This window comes from Kurthia populi (assembly GCF_042686175.1).
In the GTDB taxonomy this organism is placed as follows: Bacteria; Bacillota; Bacilli; order Bacillales_A; family Planococcaceae; genus Kurthia; species Kurthia populi.
Genome location: NZ_JBHUOR010000023.1, coordinates 116,327 through 137,636, shown reverse-complemented (window position 1 = coordinate 137,636; position 21,310 = coordinate 116,327). Strand labels below are relative to the sequence as shown.

The 21,310-nt window shown below is 41.0% G+C and carries 10 protein-coding genes; 1 reads left to right on the top strand and 9 read right to left on the bottom strand.

Annotated features, from left to right (window positions below; genetic code table 11):
- Positions 1 to 135 precede the first annotated feature (135 nt).
- The 5 genes from ACFSY7_RS04565 to ACFSY7_RS04545 form a co-directional block, all read right to left on the bottom strand.
- On the bottom strand, positions 136 to 1,914 hold the full coding sequence (locus tag ACFSY7_RS04565) for a transglutaminase domain-containing protein (RefSeq protein ID WP_380147005.1): 1,779 nt from the start codon (positions 1,912 to 1,914) through the stop codon (positions 136 to 138).
- 171 nt (positions 1,915 to 2,085) lie between these two features.
- Complete coding sequence (locus tag ACFSY7_RS04560; protein WP_380147004.1) at positions 2,086 to 2,553, bottom strand: hypothetical protein; 468 nt, start codon at positions 2,551 to 2,553, stop codon at positions 2,086 to 2,088.
- 184 nt (positions 2,554 to 2,737) lie between these two features.
- Positions 2,738 to 4,129, bottom strand: coding sequence for a S8 family peptidase (locus ACFSY7_RS04555; protein ID WP_380147003.1), 1,392 nt, complete (start codon positions 4,127 to 4,129; stop codon positions 2,738 to 2,740).
- Positions 4,130 to 4,134: 5 nt separating this feature from the next.
- Complete coding sequence (locus ACFSY7_RS04550; protein WP_380147001.1) at positions 4,135 to 5,784, bottom strand: Ig-like domain-containing protein; 1,650 nt, start codon at positions 5,782 to 5,784, stop codon at positions 4,135 to 4,137.
- A 99-nt stretch (positions 5,785 to 5,883) separates the two neighbouring features.
- The gene (locus tag ACFSY7_RS04545; RefSeq protein WP_380147000.1) at positions 5,884 to 10,080 is read right to left on the bottom strand and encodes a hypothetical protein; all 4,197 of its coding nucleotides are present in this window, start codon (positions 10,078 to 10,080) and stop codon (positions 5,884 to 5,886) included.
- 314 nt (positions 10,081 to 10,394) lie between these two features.
- Here ACFSY7_RS04545 and ACFSY7_RS04540 point away from each other — a divergent pair, with 314 nt between their 5' ends.
- Positions 10,395 to 11,252 (top strand): hypothetical protein, encoded by an 858-nt coding sequence (locus ACFSY7_RS04540; RefSeq protein WP_380146999.1) that lies wholly within the window; start codon positions 10,395 to 10,397, stop codon positions 11,250 to 11,252.
- A 277-nt stretch (positions 11,253 to 11,529) separates the two neighbouring features.
- On the opposite strand, the gene ACFSY7_RS04535 is transcribed toward ACFSY7_RS04540, so the two are convergent.
- The 4 genes from ACFSY7_RS04535 to ACFSY7_RS04520 form a co-directional block, all read right to left on the bottom strand.
- On the bottom strand, positions 11,530 to 11,805 hold the full coding sequence (locus tag ACFSY7_RS04535) for a hypothetical protein (RefSeq protein ID WP_380146998.1): 276 nt from the start codon (positions 11,803 to 11,805) through the stop codon (positions 11,530 to 11,532).
- A gap of 225 nt (positions 11,806 to 12,030) precedes the next feature.
- Positions 12,031 to 15,465: a hypothetical protein gene (locus ACFSY7_RS04530; RefSeq protein WP_380146997.1), complete on the bottom strand. Its 3,435-nt coding sequence runs from the start codon at positions 15,463 to 15,465 to the stop codon at positions 12,031 to 12,033.
- 624 nt (positions 15,466 to 16,089) lie between these two features.
- Positions 16,090 to 17,637, bottom strand: coding sequence for a GW dipeptide domain-containing protein (locus ACFSY7_RS04525; protein WP_380146996.1), 1,548 nt, complete (start codon positions 17,635 to 17,637; stop codon positions 16,090 to 16,092).
- Positions 17,638 to 17,997: 360 nt separating this feature from the next.
- Entirely contained in the window at positions 17,998 to 21,036 is a 3,039-nt protein-coding gene (locus tag ACFSY7_RS04520) for a glucosaminidase domain-containing protein (protein ID WP_380146995.1), read from the bottom strand.
- Between the last annotated feature and the right edge of the window lie 274 nt (positions 21,037 to 21,310).

Below are 21,310 nucleotides of genomic sequence, written 5' to 3'. Positions count from 1 at the left end.
ATTAAAAAAGGCTGGGACATACGTGTCTCCTATGAGCATAAGAAAAACCGGAAACGCGCTGTAGCGCGGTTCCGGTTTTTCGTTGCGAACGCTAAAAAAGGAAAATGACGTGTTTTATCCCCGTCACCTCTTTCATTATTGTTCAAATGTGAATGTCATATATAAATCCTTCTTGAGTGTCTTACCATCTGTGCTTTTTAACGACTTATTAATTAATAATGTATAGGGTACCCCCGGCTTATAGTCGCCCGCTGGTGTAATCATTAATTTCTTGCCGTTAATTTCCGCTGTTACCTCAAGCTTTTCGCCAAACATATCATGCACCTGAATAGCCGTCTTATTTGCCGCTATATTTTCAAGCTCCTTTGATAAGGTTACGGTCCATGGCTTTCGTGCATCGGTCGTTTTCTTCGTAGCCCAAGCATCCTTTGCTTCAAGTGATTGATTAAATGTTTGAAGGGCCATTAGCTTCTGCTGTACTGATGCAATCGCTGCCTGTTGCTCTACCGGTAATAAGGCCTGCTGCTCCGCTGTTAAGGCATTAAAATTTGCTAATAATGCTGTTGTTTGCTGCTCGAAATTTGGCACAAATACATTCTCTATTAGCGTTGTCACCTGCGAAATGACGTTGTCAGAGGCGGTTGGTAATGGCTCCGTATAGACGATTTTCGCACCATTGTAGGCCACCAATTGATTATCTTCAATTCGTAAACGTGTCGCCAACTCTGTCGTCTTTTGCTCGACGGTCTTCGTCGCTAAATGATACGCTGACACCTGCAGTGAATTGTTTAAGAAGAAGATTTGCTCATTCGCATATACGGTCGAAAATGCACGTTCCCCTGATGTCAGATTCGTCGTCACACCATTTTTCAGCATCGAAAGGCCATATTCCGCATTCGTGTAATACCAGGCGCCGTCATGGTAGGTCGGTATATTGATCAGCGTCGACGTTTGACCACCAATTGTATAGTTTAATACCGCACTGTTTAATGCCGTTAAACCTTTCACATAATCTGCGTCTGCTGCTGCCGGAAATCCACTATCAATGCTGTGATCCTTTAAAATCGTTTGCTCAGATACTAAAAAATAATTATACGTCACATAGTCATCATACACGCCGCCAGACTCCGAAAATACCGGGTCTGCCCACGTCGTATCATAGTGATACCAGGCCCCATCAAGCTTTATAAGGTTCCATGCGTGTGGAATGCCATTTGCCTCTCCGGTAATAAAGTAATTCTCAAATCCCGCCTTCTCAAGCAAACGATACGCCAGTAGTGCATAGGCCTGGCAAACGCCCGCCTTCTCCGTCAGTAATGTATACGGTGAATACGGACTATTCGTCGTATCTTCCGTATAGGTGCTCTGAAGCGCCACGTAGTCATAAATAGCCTTTAGCTTTTCAATATCCGACATATTCGCCTTTATAATATCCGTTGAAATCGCTTCGATTTTCTTTGTAACCATCGCTTCCTGTGCCTTCGTATGACGATAGGTTGCATTAACTTCAATAACGGCCTGCCCATTTTTATTTAATAATGAAAACTCAATTTCATCTACCGTACCACGCGTATAGCCATTGCTTTGATACGCGTCATCAATCAATTTTTTTAGCTCGTCCATTGTTAAATTTTCATTCACATTCACCGTAAAATTCGAATTAAAGGCTAACAATTCCTTTGTTATATGCTCCTGAAGATCCTGTACGGTCTCGACAGTCACCGTATTTTTCGCAGATGCTTTCTTTGACGTTACAAGCTTACCTGTGACAACTGGCTCCTTAAAGCCTGCTACATTCGCCTCTGCTGGCGCAATCATTGTAGGTGTCTGAGTGGCTGACACATCAGCGCTATAAACGGTAGTAGCTGCTAGAGCAATTGCCGCCACAGCCATGAGCTGTTTATACTTTTTCATTTACTCGCCTCCTAAATTATCTCATACCTATAAAATCGGCAATTTTTTACTATTTTTAACGTGAAAATGTAAATGAAAGTACGCTATCTCGTCCATTAGCGCGTGTGTAGCCGTTCATCCAACGAACTAAAGGCACAAAAAAAGGGCTAGCCGAAGCTAATCCCTCCCTGCTTATTTCAATGTTTTTTGAGCAAGTACGTCCTGATTCAAAATAACACGTACATCGACGATTTTTTTCGCATGCTGTTTTTTAAGTGATTTCGCATATTTCGTCGCGAGCTTTTTCGCCTTCGCTTTTGAATCATTCGATACCGTAATGTCTACCATGACATAGTCCTTGCCATTCGCCTCTGTCACAAGAACATTCGCTGAATCCACGCCTTTTTCTTTTTCAATCGCTTTTTTCACGTCTTCATCTGTTTTGAAATCTGCCTTCTTCTCAACAGCACCCTCGTTTTTCTTCGCGATTTTTTCTTCTACCTTTTTATTCGTTTCTTTCGTTACCGCTTCAGTGTCTTTATCTTTATCTTTCGCTTTATCTGTAGCCTCTGTTTTTGCATCCTCTGCTGCATCGTCACTTGAGCAAGCGCCTAGTAATAATACCGCAGCAAGTGCTGTGCCATAAAATACTTTTTTCATCGTTTCCACCTTCCAAATTCCGGTATGTTGCTAGTATAACAAAATAAAAAATAAGTATAAATGGAATAGAACAATTACATAAAAAGTAAATAAATTATTATTATTTTTATCAAATAGTCATCACAAAAAGTATCAAAAAAGCGCCGAATTCCTTAAAGAACAAATACGACACTTAGTAAGTTTCTTAGTTAATCGTAAATTGATTAATGGTCGATTGCTTTAATACCTTCCCTGACTGCGCTTTTAGGCCACTCGCCACATGTAAATAATAGATGCCATTCGCATAGCCACTAGCCGGTGCTAGAACGTCGATTTTTTTCGCATTCGATCCCGCCTGCACGGTCACGTTTTGCGCTACTCCAGTATCACTTACAACGGTCACCTTAGCGAAATTCGAAGTAGTATTTTCAATGGCTCCTGACAAGGTAATGGTCCATTTCTTCTGTGCATCGGTCGACGTTTTTGGTGTCATATAGCGCACCGTCGCATCCGTCGCATAGGCGCCTTTCATGAGCTTATCCATATTAATTTTGCCATGACCAGCTTCTAAAAATGTCGTACCCGCAATGGGCTCAGCCGCCGCAAGTGCCAAAGTCTCAAGCTCTTTCTTTTGAAGCGCTGGATTCGCAGATTTTGCGAGTGCCAAAGCCTTTGAAATAAAGGGCGTCGCCATACTCGTGCCATTCATCGTACGGTAGCCGCCGCCAAGCCTTGCACTTTGTACCGCATAGCCAGGCCCCATGAAATCAAGCCCCTCACCTGTATGTGAAAAACGTGCGCGCTGCCCGGATGAATTATAGGCACCCACACCATATACATCCGGCGCAGATGCCGGATATTCGATATAATCGGCATAGTCATTACCTGCCGCTGCCGTCATCATAATTCCGGCCTCCGCCGCGTCCGTTAGTGCCTCCGCCAGCACATCATCCGGCTCTTCGCCAATACCGAGGCTCATATTAATAACATCCACCTGCTGCTCAATGGCATAATAAATGCCCTCAACAACATTGTAAATATCACCATCCCCATACTTATCGAGCACGCGAATTGGCACAATGCGAATATTCGGCGTGCCCTCTGCGACAATGCCCGCCACATGCGTGCCATGCCCGTTTTCATCCTCGACCGACGTAAAGCCATCCGTCGCATAGCTGTTCACGAGCTGGCTCGCGATAAGTGGATGATCTGTATCGACACCACTATCGATAATGGCAACCTCCACCTGTGCTAAAAACGGATTGGCCGCTGGAAACTGCATATCCGCAAGCCCCCAGTTACCCGAGATTGACTTCACCGTCACACCCGCTTCTGTCGGCGGAACCTTTACTGCGCGATTTTTCGTCAGCTCTTGGACGCGCTTATCTCGCTGAAGCTTTTTCGCGACCTCTTTTGTGACACGAATTTTATAAATCGACTGCCCGGTGATTTTATCGATTTTTTTAAACGAATAACGCTTTTGCAGCGCCGCCATTTTTGTTGTTTCGATGACATACTCTGATGATGCCGCGCTCGCCGGCTCTGATAATAGGCATAAGCTAGAGGCCAGCACCACACCCATGATCCATTTTTTCATACGCATTACAGCTCCAATCTAAAGGACACATAGAGGTCATTTTTTAGTTCCTTGCCACTCACGCTTTTCAGTTCTTTTTTGGTGTATAACGTATACGGAATATCCTCGCTGTAGGGCTGAAGCGGTGTCACACGAATTTTCTTCCCATCAATCGACACCTGTGACTCGACCTCATTGCCTAACATATCGTAAATAACAACCTTCGATTCATTCATAGCGCTCTCCTCAAGCCTTGCTGACAGCGTCACTGTCCACGTCTTCAGTGCATTCGCCGTCACCTTTTGCGCGCTATATGCAGGTGTCTCACTTAGTAGCTCCGCAAAAGCAGATTGCTCCAGCAGTTGATTTTTCACAAGCTCAATTTTCTCCTCTGTGTCTGCAGAAATCAGTGCCTTTTCCGTCAATGACATATGCGCATACGCTGCTAGAAACTGGTCCGCAAGCTTCACAAAATCCGCATCCAGCGCATCATCCGTCAGCGTATTAGCAAGCGTCGTCATCTGCTCAGCGCGCTCTGTAATCGGCACGCGCAGGACGATTTTTGAGCGATCATACGCGAGCAGCTCCGCACCCTCGATAGCAATGTCATTCGCCGGCTTATCGAGTAGCTGCTTCAGCGTTTTCGTCGCCAAATCATAACGATATAATAGCAGTTCATCATTTAAGAAATACATTGCTCCGTCCGCATAAGTCAGCTCAAAGGCCGGCCCATCAGACAGCTTTTTCACTGTCTGCTGATTACTCACAACAAGTGCCTGCTCGTCATTCACATAAAATAGCTGGCGCTTCGCATAAAGTGGCTCGACGACAAAGCGCTCCGTCCGTAAATCCGCTAACTCATGCACCGTCGTATAGGACAGTGCGTGTAGCCCCGCATATAAATCCGTTGCCGCACTCGGTCGCTGCTCCTCATCAAGTGAACGTGTACCCGATTTCTCAAGCGTCTCATCTGACACAAGGAACCAACCCGTTTGGCGCTGATTCAAGTTGTAATCCACATCGCGGTACAGCACATCAAGGTTATACCAAGCACCACCGACATGGACGACATTCCAAATATGTCGCTCGCCAAAGCCCGTATAGCCGCGGCGTAGCTCTGATTCAATCCCAGTCTCTGCAAGCAGTCGATTTACAAGCAGCGCATGCGCCAAATCATCCGCCTTTTTGTCCTTTATAAGCGCATAAGGTGACTGTGCATTTTCCCCATATGTATAATTCGCCGCCATATAATTTTGCAGCGCCTGTAGCTTTTCAATATCGTACATCCCCGGTCTAAAAATCTGGCTAGCGAGCACTGGCACCGCTTCTGTAAGCTTCGCCTCGTCCTCCATCGAATGAATAAACTGTAGCGTTACATGCAGCGAATGCTCCCCGACCGTAATGGCCTCATTCACTACCGCATAATGCAAATATTCATCCTGCGCGAGAATATCGTCAAACAACGCTTCTATTTCTCCGTCCGGTAACGTCAGCTGGAAATCAATCGTAAAATCCGTCTCACCCGCTAACAGCTTCGCCCGCATTGCCTCAATGAGCGTAGCCTTCGACGTCACGACATCCGCCTTTGATACAACCTTCGCCTCCGCCGGTACACTCGCCATAATCGGAGCTAGCATAAGCATTCCAGCAAGCCCCATCATCCCTTTGTAATTCATTTACAAACACCTCTTTCTATAAGGTATATCGGATGAAATGCGGGAGATATTGGTAGTTTTGGGGAAATAAAAAAAGAACCGCCGAAGCGATTCTTTTTATTACTGAATATCTGCAAACAATGCTAAATAATACTCAATACTGCCATAGCCTGTGCGTTGTAGCTCTACCTCGAGCATGTCACGTTCATCTGGTGTTAAAGCTGCTACAGCATCTCGTAATAATGGTACATAGATATCCTTATTGATGTGCTTCGGATATTGGCCCGGTAGCTTTGTTCCGCCATTCTCATCCGCAAGGTCTAAAAGTGCCTCTTCATATTCAACATCATTTAAATCATTTAAGAAAAATTCATGCAACCAAATCTGTACCCAGCTATTCGCTAATGTTTGATCATAACGTAAATCTAAAGCTTCATCCTTTAGTAACCATTTTGCATCTAAAGACAATTCATTAATTTGCTTATAGAAATCAATAAGCTGCGATTTATCAGTGAGCGTCTTGAATGCCGCCTCTTTTTCTTTAATAAACGCTGATGCTTCCTCAGCGCCTGGCTGTGCAGCTAAATAAGCTTCAATTAACACCGGTATTGTGATATCCTTCTGTCCAATCTTTTTCATAATTAAGGCACTTACTTCTTCATTACTTAAAGCAAATGGTTCATCAGCATTCTCATCCATTAATGAATAGCTAAAATTATTCGCAAACCAGCCATACACTTCATACAATGAGTAGCTACTCGTTCCATCCACTATAGACTGTACTCCTTCCACTAAAGCATCCTCATTACTCTTTTGAGTCACCGCAAACTCATTAAAGCGTGATGTAAATCCTTCAATTCCAGCTCCAATAAAATCATTCAAACGAAACTCTCCGATATAAGTTGGGTACTGAATTTCCTCATAGCTATCTAAATCTAGCTCAAAAATCCCTGCTACATCGAGCATCATTTGAAGACCTGGGTGCACCTTTGTAAAGTCAGTATGTGGTTGCTTCATGGCTTGTTGAATAGCCGCAAATGCCGCTTCCTTCATTTCATCTGTCACTAAAAATTTCGTCTGAAGCTCACTTGTTGTTGCTGTATAGCCACTACGCGAAACATCAAACGTCACAGCTACTGTCAGATATTGTGGCTCTTCGCTTTCTGCCACCTTCGCCTTTACCTTACTTAATGCACTTACAGGCTGTACAAATTTAAATGACTTGATGGTAACACTATAGTTACTGCCTAATTTCTTTTTCGCCTCCGCAAGTAGTAACGCGCGCTGCTGTGCTTGTGTATAAGCATTTGCCGGTAGCACCATTTCTGCTGGTAGCTGAATTTGCGATGCCGCCTGCTGAACCGTACCAGCTGTTACAGTTTCTGGCACATATGGCTTATCCTCACGTGTCACAGAAACAGTTTTTGTTACGGCCTTGCCATTTCGAGTTAATGTCACTGTGTAATCACTCGCCACAGAAACACTAATTGTCGCATCTGAAATCGCCTGCTCAATCGCATTTTTCACAGCTGCAGTTAGTGAGCTTGTGTCATATGCAAAGGAATAGCTCCCCTTCACCTTACTAAGTGCAGCCTCAAGCGCCACTTTATCTACATCTGGCTTAACTGTGATATTAATTTCTTTTTGAATCTGCTCTCCATCTAAAGAAATCGTGACAAACTGTCCATTGACTGATATTGCTATTTTTTCATTTTGGATTTCTCGTTCAATCATATCTTTCACGATCAAGTTTGCATCAGTGTTTTCTAGAACTTCATATCGACCGCTAATTTTAGTTGAAGCTTCTTCTAAAATTCCTAATGCCAAATTATACTCAACACCGACATCTCTTCTGTGAATCTGTAAGTCATCTATTATGGAAATCCTAAATGAATTTTCATTGATTTCATTGATAGAAAAAGCTAAATCTCTCAAATACGGCTGCAATATTTCTCTTAACTGTTGCTCTTTTCCATCCTTATTTTTTAAAACCACCTTATGAGGAATATTATTAAGAGCATCCTTTATAGCTTCTGCTCTCATTAAACGGCTTAGCTTTTCCATTTGTTCTGGAGTTAGTTTGGGAATAGGGACAGTAAAAGAATTCTCACCAATCACTATAGAAGAACCATCATTTGAACCAATAGAATACGTGACAGAGAGTAATCTTTCTTCTTTTTCTTCTCCTCTTGATACAATCATTTTATACTGATGTTCATCTTGTTGAATTATTTCATATTCCACTGACGAATCGCCAGAAAATGGTTTAAGTCGATTTGTTAGTTCTTCTTTAATTTTCGATACCAAATTCTCCTTATTCTCAACATCTACATGCATATTCTGACTCATTACACTTGCAATAAAAGCTAAAGGTACTTTTGGAGGTATTGATAAAGTTCGGTAGGTGACTTTGCCATCTAGTGAATAACGACCTTGATATGCAAATCTATTGTCTAAAATTTCCGTTATATTTACTTCTACTTGCGTTCCCTGAAGCATTTTTTTGAGGGAATCTTCTATTTTTTGTGGATTAGAATCTGGAAATGCAGTAGGTAATGCATTCACAATCTCTTCTAACGCCTCCATCTTTTTATCCACTTGTACCACTACAGTTTTTTCAAAAACAAATAAAATCGGTGTTCTTTGGAAGACGAATACCTTATATTCACCATCTTTTTGCTTTACAACAGAAATATTTACTCCATTAAATAATATATTGGATTTTAAAGCCATTTCGATTTTTTCAATCGCTTTTTCTTCACTATCCACATAAAAAAGAGATGGTATCGCATCAATAAGAGCATGCGTCTTTACTTCATTAATTGAAATCGGGATCTGTATCTTTTCCGAAAGCGCAGGTAGTAGAGCTTGCTGTTTATTTAAAAAAGTAATACCAAAATTTTGGAGAACTGCTTGATTCCCACTCTCACTCATATTTAAATTCGTAAGCATTGGTGAAGACAAATGCGACATTATATTTGATAATTGATTTTCCGGTATTAATTTATTGCCTGAATTCGTCGTGTCTTGATTCGTTGTCATTAGTACACTAGATGGATATACATAAGACCCCGTTACTGAATTATTATTCGGATCAGAAGGAACTTTTCCTGCTACAACTATCATAGAACTATTACCATTTATAGGATTTACTTCTGTAAAAAAATGCGTCAATGCTTTTGCGCCTTTTTTCTTAGGCTCAAAAGTATATTGAGGTAAATTCACACTATCGTTCAAAATAGCAACTTGAATATGATTTAAATATTCATTTTTAGCTTCCTCTAGTGACTGTGTTGTTTTATAGACCATTGCGAGACTCTCTAGTGAAAGTGTATTTTTTGATGATGCAGCGCTTTTTACAAGTGTTGCTCCTTCAGTTGTTAATTGGCTGAATAACGATAATTCTTGTTGAGTTAATGCCTCTAAATGACTCACATAATCAATGAGTGCCACATTAAATTCCTGCTGCGTAAAATTATCTTCAAGAAGCTTTTGGAATTTATTTAACGCTCCATAATAATCATCACTAGCCACTCTTGGTATTTTTACATCGTCTAATTTTGCCTGGAGTAAATACGGTTTATATTTTTCATTTAAAAGTTGATTGAACGTATAATAACTACTAATCGTACCGAGCGATTGATTATACTTGTTATATGTCACATCAACCTGCTCCAATAATTTAGATAATGTAATAGCCTGCGCATCATTCGTTGTTAATTCTCCATTGTTGTACTTCAAATAACTATATATTCCTGTAAAAGGTTCACTGTCTTTATATAAAATATTCTTATATTCCTTCATCCCTGAATTCAATTTTCCATTCTCATAAAGACGTTTTTGAAATTCAGCGAATCCTTGTGCCACATGTCCATCTAAAAATAAAGTCACTTCATCATTTCGAGTTGCTTTTTTATACCCTTTTTTCAACACACCATGTTGATACAAATACGTCGTTCCATCTGCTGCCTTATGCACACGATAGCCAGTAGCTAATCGACCATTTTTATACAGTCGAGCTCCTTTACCCGCTTGCTTATAGCCCTTTACAAGCACACCATCTTTAAATAACAGCGTCTTTTTCTGAGCTGTCTTATAGCCCTTTTTCAGTGAGCCATTATAATAGAGCTTCGCCTTCGCACCCTTCCCAATTACCGCATAGCCCTTACTCAGGCGGCCATTTTTATAAAGCTTGCCCTCAAATACGTGATACCCCATCACAACCTTGCCCTTATTCGTCTTTAACAGCCCATCCTTATCAAGCGTCTTAGCAGAAGCATTATTTGCGATACCTAATCCACCCAAGCTAATAGACATTACCAAAGATGCAATTAACCTTTTTTTCATATAAATCCTCCGATTCACTTTTTATATTAAATATAGGTCAAAAAGGTTAAAAACAGGTTAAATAATGAAAAGTCATCTTCTCAATAAAAAAGCAAAATTTAATAATTACCTACCTTTTATAATTAAAATTCTTCTTTTTTTGTTAAAAATAGACATAAAGGATAAATTTTAGCTTATAGTTAGAGTAGTGTGTGTGTAAATCGTTCTCTATCACATGACACGCACATAAAAAAACAGCGAAGTCATCGCTCATGATGACTTCGCGAATCTAAGGAGTGTATGTAATGATTACCTGTACGAAATGCGGGCTAGAACAACCCGCCAGTAACTTTTGCGGTGGCTGTGGTGCACCACTCGCACAAGCTAAGGAAGTAAAAAAAGAACCTGTGCAGCCTGAAGCACAGCCGGTGACACCACCACCTACTACAGAAAACGTACATCACGCACAGCCAAAGCAATCCAAGAAACCGAACATCACAATGGAATCCTTGAAGCAGCACTCAGGGAACTACTGGCACTACTTCGTCGAAACCTTGAAGCACCCAAGCAAAATGGGCGATATCCGTTATTTCAATTTCGGACTTATCTCAACCATCATTTCACTTATTCTTTACGCACTTATTCCAGTCATCTTTGCGAATAAAATGATTAACAGTCTTTACGGCTTCGCGAACGCATTCTCAAACGGCGCAGTTAGCGGCTCTGGCCTATTAGGCATCGGTACATTCATTCGCGTTTTCCTATACCTCGGCATCTTCTACGTCCTATTAATCGCCATTATTTTATTACTAAGCCGCAAGCTCGGTACAATGGAAAACATGAAACAAGGAATTGCACAATTAGGCGCATTCAACAATGTATTAAACGTCGCATTCCTCGTAACACTCGTTTTATTACTACTGAACAGCGTGGCATTCGCATTCTTGCTTTACGCCCTAATCGCTCTTGTATTCGTTTACCTCGTACCACTTTTCCTAGCAAGCCATTACTTTATGAAGCATCCAACAAAAGACGCCTTCATCAGCTTCCTTATCACGATTATCACAACCCTTGTGTACGTAGTCATCTACTACTCCATCTTCTTCGATAAAATTTCGAATGATATGAACTTATCAAGCTTTTTTGACTTGATGAATTTGTAATAGCAGGAAAAGAAAAACTTCCAAAGAGATTGACTTTGGAAGTTTTTTAGCATGTAAATAAAAAAATCAATGTAAAATATATGGCATATATTATCAGTCTAACAACTTCAGTGAATCTATTTCTCTGTAATATGTCTCACCATCAACAATGATTCTGTGAAATTTCTTATTCATCACTTTTTCCTCCGTTCGTTGCTTTATTTAAATATTGTCACGCTAGCCTTTTAGCACATTCCGATGTCTTCCATCAAAAGTACTTCAACTAATTTTTAAACCATTACTTTTTAGGTGAGTTTTCATTTATTAATGTTATATTTCCGTCCAATATTTCATCATCAATCATCAAAATTTCTAACGGTGCTTCCTTGCCGATTTCAAGTCGAATGAATAGGTACTCGACACCATGTTCATTTCTGTAACTCGCCAGTTCTGCCTGAATCGGCTCTGTCACTCCTTTCAACATTTCAGGTGGCACAAGTCTTTCATCCATCTCGTCAGCGTAGAGTTGAACACTCTCAATTGCGATTTCCTCCTGCGTAACACAGATTTCCAAACGCTCACACAACACCTTCTGCAATCTTTAAACGACACTCACACTATCTCTTCCAATGTAAAAAGCCCATTCCCGTTAAGGAATAGGCTACGATTGTATTCAAAGTAATAATATATGTTTGAAATCGAGTTTAAGACAAAAGAAAAACCCCTAACTACGAGAATTAGGGGAAAAAGACTACGTCATTTTATTTCCGTTCCATCCATAAGAGAGGTATGGGTTGGATTATTTTAAAGCATCATTTAAATCTTTTAAGTGTGCAAATACTTGTGCAACTGTTGGAGCTGTTGTTGGAGTTGCTGTTGCTAAATCCCAAGTAGCTGTTTCAGTTGATGCTTTAGCTTCAGTAGATAATTTTTTATATTCTGCGAATGCTTTATCTAATAGCGCTTGAGTAGCTTCATCACGTGGAATTACTGATGTTACTGCAATTAAACCTGCTGCTTTTACATCTGCGTTTTCTAAGAATGCAATTGCTTCTGCATCAGCGATTGCAGTTTTTGCTGTAGCTAATTTTTGTGTACCGATTGCTTTAACATTTAATGCTGTAGCACCAGGTGCTTCTGTTACAGCATTATCAAGTGCTTTAGCATCTGCAATTGCTTTTTCTGCTTTTGCTACTGCTGTTTTTACTGCTGCTAAGTTTGATTTATCGCCTGCTAATGCTGGAATTGCATCTACTGCTGCTTGTGCATCTGTTAATGCAGTCGCTGCTTTAACTCCTGCGATTGCAGTTTTTGCTGTAACTAATTTTTGTGTACCGATTGCTTTAACATTTAATGCTGTAGCACTAGGTGCTTCTGTTACAGCATTGTCAAGTGCTTTTACATCAGCGATTGCTGCTTCTGCATCTGCAATTGCTTTTTCTACTGCTTCTAAGTTTGATGGGTTAGCAACATATGTTGGAATTGCATCTACTAATTTTTGTGCATCTTTTAATGCAGTCTCTACTTCTGCTGCTTTTACATCAGTAGGAACAGCTGCAGTTACTGCTGCTTGGATTTCTTTAGCAAGTAAATCTGTACCTTTTTGTGCTTTTGCTAATTGAACGGCACCTTGAACATTTGCAAGGTTAGTTGATGTTACACCGATAATACCTGCAGCATTATATACAGCAAGAGTTGCTTGACCGTTTAGGGCATTGATTGTTGCTACAGCTTGTTCCTGAGCAGTTAATGCTTTTGTGAACTCTACTTTAGCTGTTTGGTTTGGTAATGAAGATTGAGATGCTGAAGCTTGAACTTCTACTGTACCAGCTTTAACAGAAGTGATTTCTAATACTGCTTCACTGGCTGTAGTAGCTGTTACTTGGAATGAACGAGTTTGACCAGCTTTTACTTCACCTTTACCTACAACTGTCACATCTGTATCTGTTGCAGTTACTTGGAATGTAGCCGTGTATTGTGCAGGATTTGTAGTGTATGGTTTATCATTTTGATCTAATGCTTGGTAAGTGAATTTCGCTGTAGCATCTGTAGATACTTTGCCGTTTACTGCTGCATTAGTTTTTAATGACGCATTAGTCACTTCTGCTGTACCGAAGTAAGTGTATTCAGCTACAGTAGTTTGTAAATCTGTATCATCTAATTGACCAGCTTTAGTTGCATTACCTTGACCATTGTCGAAGAATACAGTTGGTTTAGCGAATGCATCTTTTTCACCGATAATGCGGAATGTTGCTTTACCGTCTTTACCAACAGTTGCTTGGAATGTACCTGCTGTTTGAGCATTTGCTTTTGTAACTTTTACAAATTCGCCTTTAATATTTTGAGCGTAGATTGCTTTACCAGCTTCTGTAGAGAAATCACCATCTTTGAAGCCAACGTTTACTACTGTACCAGCTTTAGCAAGATTACCATCTTTATCAGTTACTGTAACTGTGAAGTCACGACCACCGAAGTCAGTACCAGCAGTTTTATTTTCTACTACTGTACCAGCTTTGATTGTTGCTGCATTTGCAGATTTTTCACCAACTACTGCAAATTGGTTAGAGAATGATTTTGTGAATGTGATAGCTGAAGTTGTAGCTTGTAATTCAGTAGCACCTAATTTCTTTAATCCATCTTTAAGGTTGCCGTCAGTACCATCTACGAATACGATAGGAGTAACTGATGCTTCAGTACCTTGTAAAGTGAATGTTGCTTCACCTTTAGCGTTAACAAGAACTTTTACGAATTTAACAGCACCTGTTGTTAATTGTGAAGGATATTTTGAAGAGTCGCTTGTTACGTTTGTATCTACTACTTGTACGCCACTTACAACTTTTTCAGGAGTTACATCAACGTTTTCTTTGTATGCTACGTATACAGCAGAAACATCTTCAGTAGTTTTAACTTTATATACTACTTTAGAATCGTTAGCAAATGTAGAACCAGTTGTTACTTGTTCTAATGATAAACGAGCTTCTTGACCCCAGTATACTTTACCAGCTACAGATTTAACTGAAGCGTCACCAGTTGGGTAAGCGTAAACAGTATCTTCTGAGTTTGAAGCGTATTGAGTGTAAGAGTATTTAGCTACACCGTTTTCATCAGTGTAAACTTCTACTTTGTAATCTTTTGCGATGTTGTTCTCAGAAGAACCACCGTTTGAATCTTTGTTGCTATCAACTACGATTGTTACAGGGATACCTGCTTTAGATTGACCTTCTGCAACTTTAACTTGTGCTTCTACAGTTACTTCTTTACCAATTACACCTTGTTGAGATGCTTTAGTAAGAGCGATACCTGTTGGGATTACTGCAGATACGCCAGTGAATGTTTTTGTATCCGCTTCTTTGTACACTAATGTGTATTCTTTAGCAGCTTCTTGAGCTGAAGTAGTTAATACTACAACTTTAGAGTCAGTTTGTTTAACTGCTGCGTTTTTAACTTCTAAGCCTTCGATTTTGTAATCTGCAGCTTTAACATCGTCAGCTTTTTGAGCTTCTTTGAATGTTACTTCAACAGTTGTACCGTTAATAGCTTTTACTGAAGCGATGTCTTTCGCTACAAGTACGCCGTCTTTGTACTCAGCACCGTTGATTTCACCGTTTGCAAGTTTACCGTCGTTGTAGAATTTACCGTCTGTTTCTGGGTATTTTACTAAACCTTCAGCAACTTTACCGTTGTTGAATAATGTTTTAGAAGCTTCGTGTAATACGTAGCCTTTTGCAAGTTTACCATCAACGAATAATAATGTTTCGCCACCGCGGTTAGCAGTTTTTTGGCCTTTTTTAAGTTTACCGTTTTGGTAAAGGAATTTGTCGCCTTCAACGTTCGTGTAAACTGTGTAACCTTTATCAAGTTTACCGTTTTTGTATAGACGTTCGCCTTTACCAGCTTGTTTCCAACCATCTGCTAATTTACCATCTTTGAATAGTAAAGTTTTGCTGCTAGCCGTTTTGTAGCCTTTTTTCAGTGTTGGGCCGTAGAATAATTTTTGAGCTGCGCCAGTACCGATGATTTTGTATTTTTTAGCTGGAGCTAATTTACCGTTTTTGTAAAGTTTTCCGCCGAATACTTTCCAGCCTTTCACTAGTTTACCTGTAGAAGTGTGTACTAGTTGATCCTTAGCGTTTGTTTTGTATGAAGCAGCTGATGCGCCTGGTGCTGCTGTTGCTACTACAGATGCAGTAAGTGCTACTGCTGCTGCAGATTTAATGATTTTGTGTTTTCCCATGAATGAAAATCCTCCCTTAATTAGATATGATTAGTCATCTCGCTTCCTGCGAAAAGTGTATCAACTAATCATGCTTAGCCTAATTATCGTCCAATCGTAGGAGAATTTCCACCTTTTTTTCTACCAAATAATTCTACTTAACAAGGAAGATATCACTATATTAATAACAAAATCAAATTCTTACTCTTATAAACCTTGTATAGAATAGATACTTATTATTTTCATCATAAAAGTGATATTAAATATGATTGTTTAATTCCAAAGTATTGTTTTTAAGTCCTTTCATGTCACAGAATTGTCTATTTTAAGTGATTTCTATGATTTTGTAACAATCGATCTATAAATGACCACCAATCGATATGGCATTTCTTCCTATTATATAGTGAATTTCTTTTGGTTAATATCAACATTCTTTTACATATTTTAACATTTATTACTAGTGTAATGTTCTAATTATTACATTCTAATCAACTACCTATTCCATTATTTATAAGAATATTCGCATCTATCGGATTTTGTCGAATCAGGCGATTTACCTAGTAAATCGCATTCAGGGACTTTCTTGCTACCTAAAATCACAAAAAAGCATCCCCCTATTTACACAGGGAGATGCTTTTAAATCGCTTACTTTGTTTTTGTTACTTGTGAGGCTTTTACCCAGCCTGTTTTTGTGCCAAGCTGTCCAACATACCATGTGTCGTTGCCAATAATGGCTGTTGATGTTGGCTTGAACGTATCACCTGCGAAGGGCTTCATCGTTGTGTACAGGATATTGCGTGATTTCCCGTTTGGTCGTGTATAGCCCTTCCCTGTCCCGTCAATTGTAAAGCTGTCCTTCGTATTGATCGTGAACTTCAGCGTTTGCTTGGTTAGGCTCTTATCTTTTACCCAGCCAATGATATCACCTGATTGGCTGCGGCGAATTTCGTAATAGGTCGTATTTTTTACGACATTCTTCTTATATATATAGAACGTTTCATTTGTATAGCTTTTACCTGCTAAAAATTTGGTACTTGATTTCCCGGCAACGCGGAAGATAGGTGTCTTCGCCGATTTCGCTTGTCCTACATAGCTAACAGCGGTTGTTTTAGTAGTCGCTGTATTGCCCGTTTGCGTGATTGAATCGGTCACACTAGCTGCAGATACCCAGACATTGCGTACGCCAACTGTACCGTAGTACCAAAGCTCACCGTTTACTTCGACGGTTTCTTTCGCACGGAAGTTTGTATTTTTATAAGTTTTTAGTGAATGCCAGATGTTGCGCTCGCCACCTGCTGGGCGTGAATAGGCATTGCCTTTCCCTGTTAGCTTGAAGTTTTCCGTCACATTCGCATGTGCCTTTAATGAAGCAAGCTCAATCGCAGCGGATTTCACCCAGCCAACTGCTTCACTGCTCGCGCGCTCATTACGTGAGATGCGGTAATACGTCACACCATTGACGATTTTCTTTTGATGTACGTAGAAATTATTTTCTGTATACAGAGTACCGGCCGTTTGTAGCTTTGCGCCGCCAGCTGTTTTGTAGATCACATTTGCTGTGCTATGCAGCATCCCCATATAGCTGACATTCGTCGCCTCTGTTGTGGCACCAGCTGTATCGACCTTTTCTGATAGGCTATCCGCTGAAATCCATACATTACGCGCGCCTACTTTTCCGTAATACCATATCGCTGTGCTTACTTTTACTGTACGCTGCGGATAAAATTGACGATTTTTATAGTCTTTTAATGAATGCCAACTATTCCGTTCGCCACCATCTGGACGGGAATAGGCATTGCCTTTCCCGTTCATTGGGTGTGCTTTAACGACATTTTTTTGCTCCGTCATTTTTTTTACGTTAATTGTTGAGGCCTTCACCCAGCCGATGGCACCGAATGTTGGGTTCTCATTTCGTGAAATACGGTAGTACGTCACGCCATTGACGACAGCCTTTTTATGCACATAAAAGCTGTTTTTTGAATACAATGTATCGACTGTATCGAATTTATTGCCGGCAGGCGCGTCATAAATAGCCGTTTTTGGATTATCAATTTGTCCCATGTAGGTAATCGCTGTCGTTTTTGTCGCTGCCTGCGCCACCTGCACGTCTTTCGTTCCGTTTATTGTCATTGGTGCTGTCATGATTGTTGTAGCCATCCCCATGGCCGCTACTATCTTCCAAGATTTTTTCATCTTCTCTTTACCACCTTTATTTTTTCTCTCTGCGTTTTAATATATCATTTTGATACTTAATTTAGTCCTACGTTTCATAGATGATTAGAACCGTTTTTGATATCAATATATACTTTAGCTCTACCCGACATCACATATATTGGACAATATAAAAGGTCTTAGGAACTATTTTACTTCGCCTTCATTGCATATCTTTAGACCTTTACAGCGAGTTTTACCATTTTTAGGTATTTACTAATACAGTGTATATCTATACTTAATTTTACTTTTAAGTTTATATATTCTCGTTTTTTAAGTCTTATGATATAGGAATAAAAAAAGAGATGTACGATTGCTCGTACATCTCTTTTAAGCGTTTTTTTAGAAAAGGCGTAGCTCTGTTTCTTTAATCCAGCCAACTTTTGTAGAATTAGGCACTTGTACACTGATATAACTCGCACCAGATGTATCTTTTGATTTAATCACCTTGCCATTTTCATCTAAAATGATATTGATATGTGTATTTTTACTTAATATACCAATTGACAGTGCTGCTGGCGTACCCGCTTCGCTCCAAATAACGGTATTGTCCTTCACCGCCGATGCAATGCTCGGAATGGATAGATTTGCTGACTGCACCCACGCCTGCATGCCGTTATAATCAATGCGGAACCAGCGCGATGCATTCGTATCACGCACATCCTCGTGATACGCGACGATATTCAGCGTATCCCCTACTTTAGCGGTCGCCATTTCACGTGTGGAATTGACATATGGCATATTATACAGCTTCGTTGCTGTCGTCACAGTTGCTGTGCCGGTAATCGTACGGAATGATGCGGGCTGTGGCTGACTCGCCGGAATAATATGATCATACTGTGCAGTAATGCGCGCCGGTTCATTCGTTGACGCGGCCTTTTTGTCGTAATACGTGCGGTCATAGGCCTTCATTTCATTCATTAAGCGCGCGATGCTGCCACCCCAGTTTTTATCGGTCGCGTATTTGACGTTCATGCCAGCTGGCGTTGTGCCATTATTGTAAATGGCGCCGTCTTTTAAATATTTATGATAGATTTGATCGGCATAGTATTCGACGCCGTCATTCATCGTCGGGAAGTAAATGGCGCATGTCTTTGCGCATGAGTCATAGGCTTGGTAGCCAAAGGCATTATTTTTATAATACAGAATTTCCGAGCTACCCCAGCCCGTCTCCCAAATCGCATGCGCCAGCATAAACTGCGCATTGATGCCGTATTTCTCCTGCACCGCTAAAAACGTCGGAATGGCTTTATACAGTGCATTCGATTGAATAGCTGTCCCTTTTTTCTTTACTAAATAGGCTTCCATTTCAGCCTTTGTAATCGTAGATGTTTTCCGTAGATTTTCGACGTAAAAGGGATTGGCTAAATGAGCAGAAGAAATCCATACCGCCTTGCCGCCCAGTGTACCGTTATAATAGATGACATTATTTATCGTGCGGGACGTTTTTGGAATAAACCCCTCTGTACGGTACGCATCAAGCGAGCTATAGATGACCGTGCCCTTATTATCCGCTTCACTATAAGCCTTCCCCTGTCCTGTTAGAAAGAGCGAGGCTACCTCGGCAGTCGGCTCCTCCTCAAGTGTTAAATACTTGTCCGAAACCCAGCCGCTCACCTCGCCATTATAGCTCAGTTCATAATATACGGCCCCGTCCGCTGTCACTGCCTTGCGTAGTGCCGCATAGCGCTGTGCCTTTTCTGCGGCTGATAAATTGCGTACGCTCGCAAGATTTTCAACATCCGCATAAATCGGTACGGTGCCACTAACGATACTCGCCTGTAAATTTACATTCGTATACGTTGGCTTCACGGGCTCTGGCGCTTTTTTTTCGGTCGTATTTGTCGCAGCTGTCCAGATGTCTACGTCATTGACGGTACTGCCGTAATACCACAGCTTGCCATCTACGAGTGCCGAACGCTCAACTTTAAAGTCTGTATTGGCAAGTGCCGAAAGTGTGGATAGCACCGCTTCACCTGCTCGGCTCGCACCTGGTACTGAATAGCCACGCCCTGTCCCCTTGAATGTGCGTGTATCGTTTAGGTTCTGCTCATTCGTGTAGCTTGCGACTTTAACATCCGCTTCTGCCACAAAGCCAATATCCGCAAATTCATAGTACACCGCATCATCAATCGTCGCCTTTTTGTCGATAAACTGCGTCACATTGATATCTTCCGCATCAATGGCGACGGTTTTCGTTGGCTGCTTTAATGAAGGGATGGCCTTTGCGGTACTTTTCGTAATGCTTGCGACTGCCTCAATGGCTTCCTCCACAATAACGACCGTATCCGGCTCCTCCGGTGTAGGTGGCACAGGCTTTTTCGTTGTGATATCACTCGACTTCAGCCAAACTGTATTGCCGCCAATTTTTGCTGTATACCAGTTTTTCGTACCAACTTTCACCTTTGAGGTTGGCTTAAATGATGTGTCTTTATAAGCTGCTAGTGATTTGTACAGCACATTACGCGAGGCGCCGGCTGGTCGTGTATAGCCCTTACCTGTACCCTTTATATAGAAGGTTTTCGTACTATTTGGCATGATTTTAAGCGTTTGTAGCTTCAGGCTCTTTTCCTTCACCCAGCCAATTGCCTCGCCGTCTTTTTTACGTGTAATTTCAAAATAGGCCATATCATTGATGACCTTTTTTTGATACACGTAAAACGTTTCATTCGTATAGGTCGTACCCGCAAGCATCAAAGATTTTTTGTCGCCCGCTTCTTTATAAATCGGTGTCTTCGCTGATTTCGCATTGGCCACATAGCTCACTGCCTCTGCCTTCACAGCCGGCTTGTCCTCTGGCTTCGATGCTTCGACAGTCCCCACACTCGCTGCTTTAATCCATACTGTATATGTATCGACCTTACCTAAATACCATATTTCATTGCCCACTTTTGCGGTAGACTGTGGCGTAAAGGTTTTATTTTTATAGGCACTTAAATTTTTGAACATCATATTACGTGCCTGGCCACCTGGTCGCGTATAGGCGATGCCTGTGCCATTTAATGTTTTTGCGGTGGCATCATTTTTCATATAGCTAAATGCAGCTAGCTTCAGACTCTTCTCCTTCACCCAGCCAATCGCTGTCGCCGCATCCGATGCACTACGGGTAATTTGATAATACGTCGTGCCCGCTACAACCGTTTTTGTGCGCACATAAAACATTTCATTCGTATAGGCTGTCCCTGCAAGCGTCTTTACCTTTTTGTCACCAGCCTTGTCATAGATTGGTGTCTTCGCAGATTTTGCCTGCGCGATAAAGCTCACCTTTGTCGTTGTAGCCTGCTCTGTCGCTGCCTGTGCCAGTAAAGGCGATGTTAGCGGACCTGTCATCAGTGTTGCCGCAAGACAGGTTGCCGCAGCCGGTTTTAAATAATTTCTCATCAAACTTCCACCTTCCATTTACTTATCTACTTTCACTATACCATGCTAAATGATTTATTTGTGTACCAATATTAGTTAAATCATTGGAATTGTTTACACATTTTCGTTTTGCGCTACAAAACGAAAACGCCAAAAGTGGGGTTTGGACACAGCGCTTATTTGATAATATGCGCCATGTAACAACTCTATGATAAAAGCTGTCACTTATTACTAAAAATGCATGATATATACGATGAAACGAATCGCAAGCCCTCCTAAAAAACGCAATTTCGGG

Bases quoted from the DNA above. Each gene is read 5' to 3' on its own strand.
- ACFSY7_RS04525 (WP_380146996.1), bottom strand. From the start codon at position 17,637: ATGAAAAAATCTTGGAAGATAGTAGCGGCCATGGGGATGGCTACAACA.
- ACFSY7_RS04550 (WP_380147001.1), bottom strand. From the start codon at position 5,784: ATGAATTACAAAGGGATGATGGGGCTTGCTGGAATGCTTATGCTAGCT.
- ACFSY7_RS04520 (WP_380146995.1), bottom strand. From the start codon at position 21,036: ATGAGAAATTATTTAAAACCGGCTGCGGCAACCTGTCTTGCGGCAACA.
- ACFSY7_RS04530 (WP_380146997.1), bottom strand. From the start codon at position 15,465: ATGGGAAAACACAAAATCATTAAATCTGCAGCAGCAGTAGCACTTACT.
- ACFSY7_RS04545 (WP_380147000.1), bottom strand. From the start codon at position 10,080: ATGTCTATTAGCTTGGGTGGATTAGGTATCGCAAATAATGCTTCTGCT.
- ACFSY7_RS04540 (WP_380146999.1), top strand. From the start codon at position 10,395: ATGATTACCTGTACGAAATGCGGGCTAGAACAACCCGCCAGTAACTTT.
- ACFSY7_RS04555 (WP_380147003.1), bottom strand. From the start codon at position 4,129: ATGAAAAAATGGATCATGGGTGTGGTGCTGGCCTCTAGCTTATGCCTA.
- ACFSY7_RS04560 (WP_380147004.1), bottom strand. From the start codon at position 2,553: ATGAAAAAAGTATTTTATGGCACAGCACTTGCTGCGGTATTATTACTA.
- ACFSY7_RS04565 (WP_380147005.1), bottom strand. From the start codon at position 1,914: ATGAAAAAGTATAAACAGCTCATGGCTGTGGCGGCAATTGCTCTAGCA.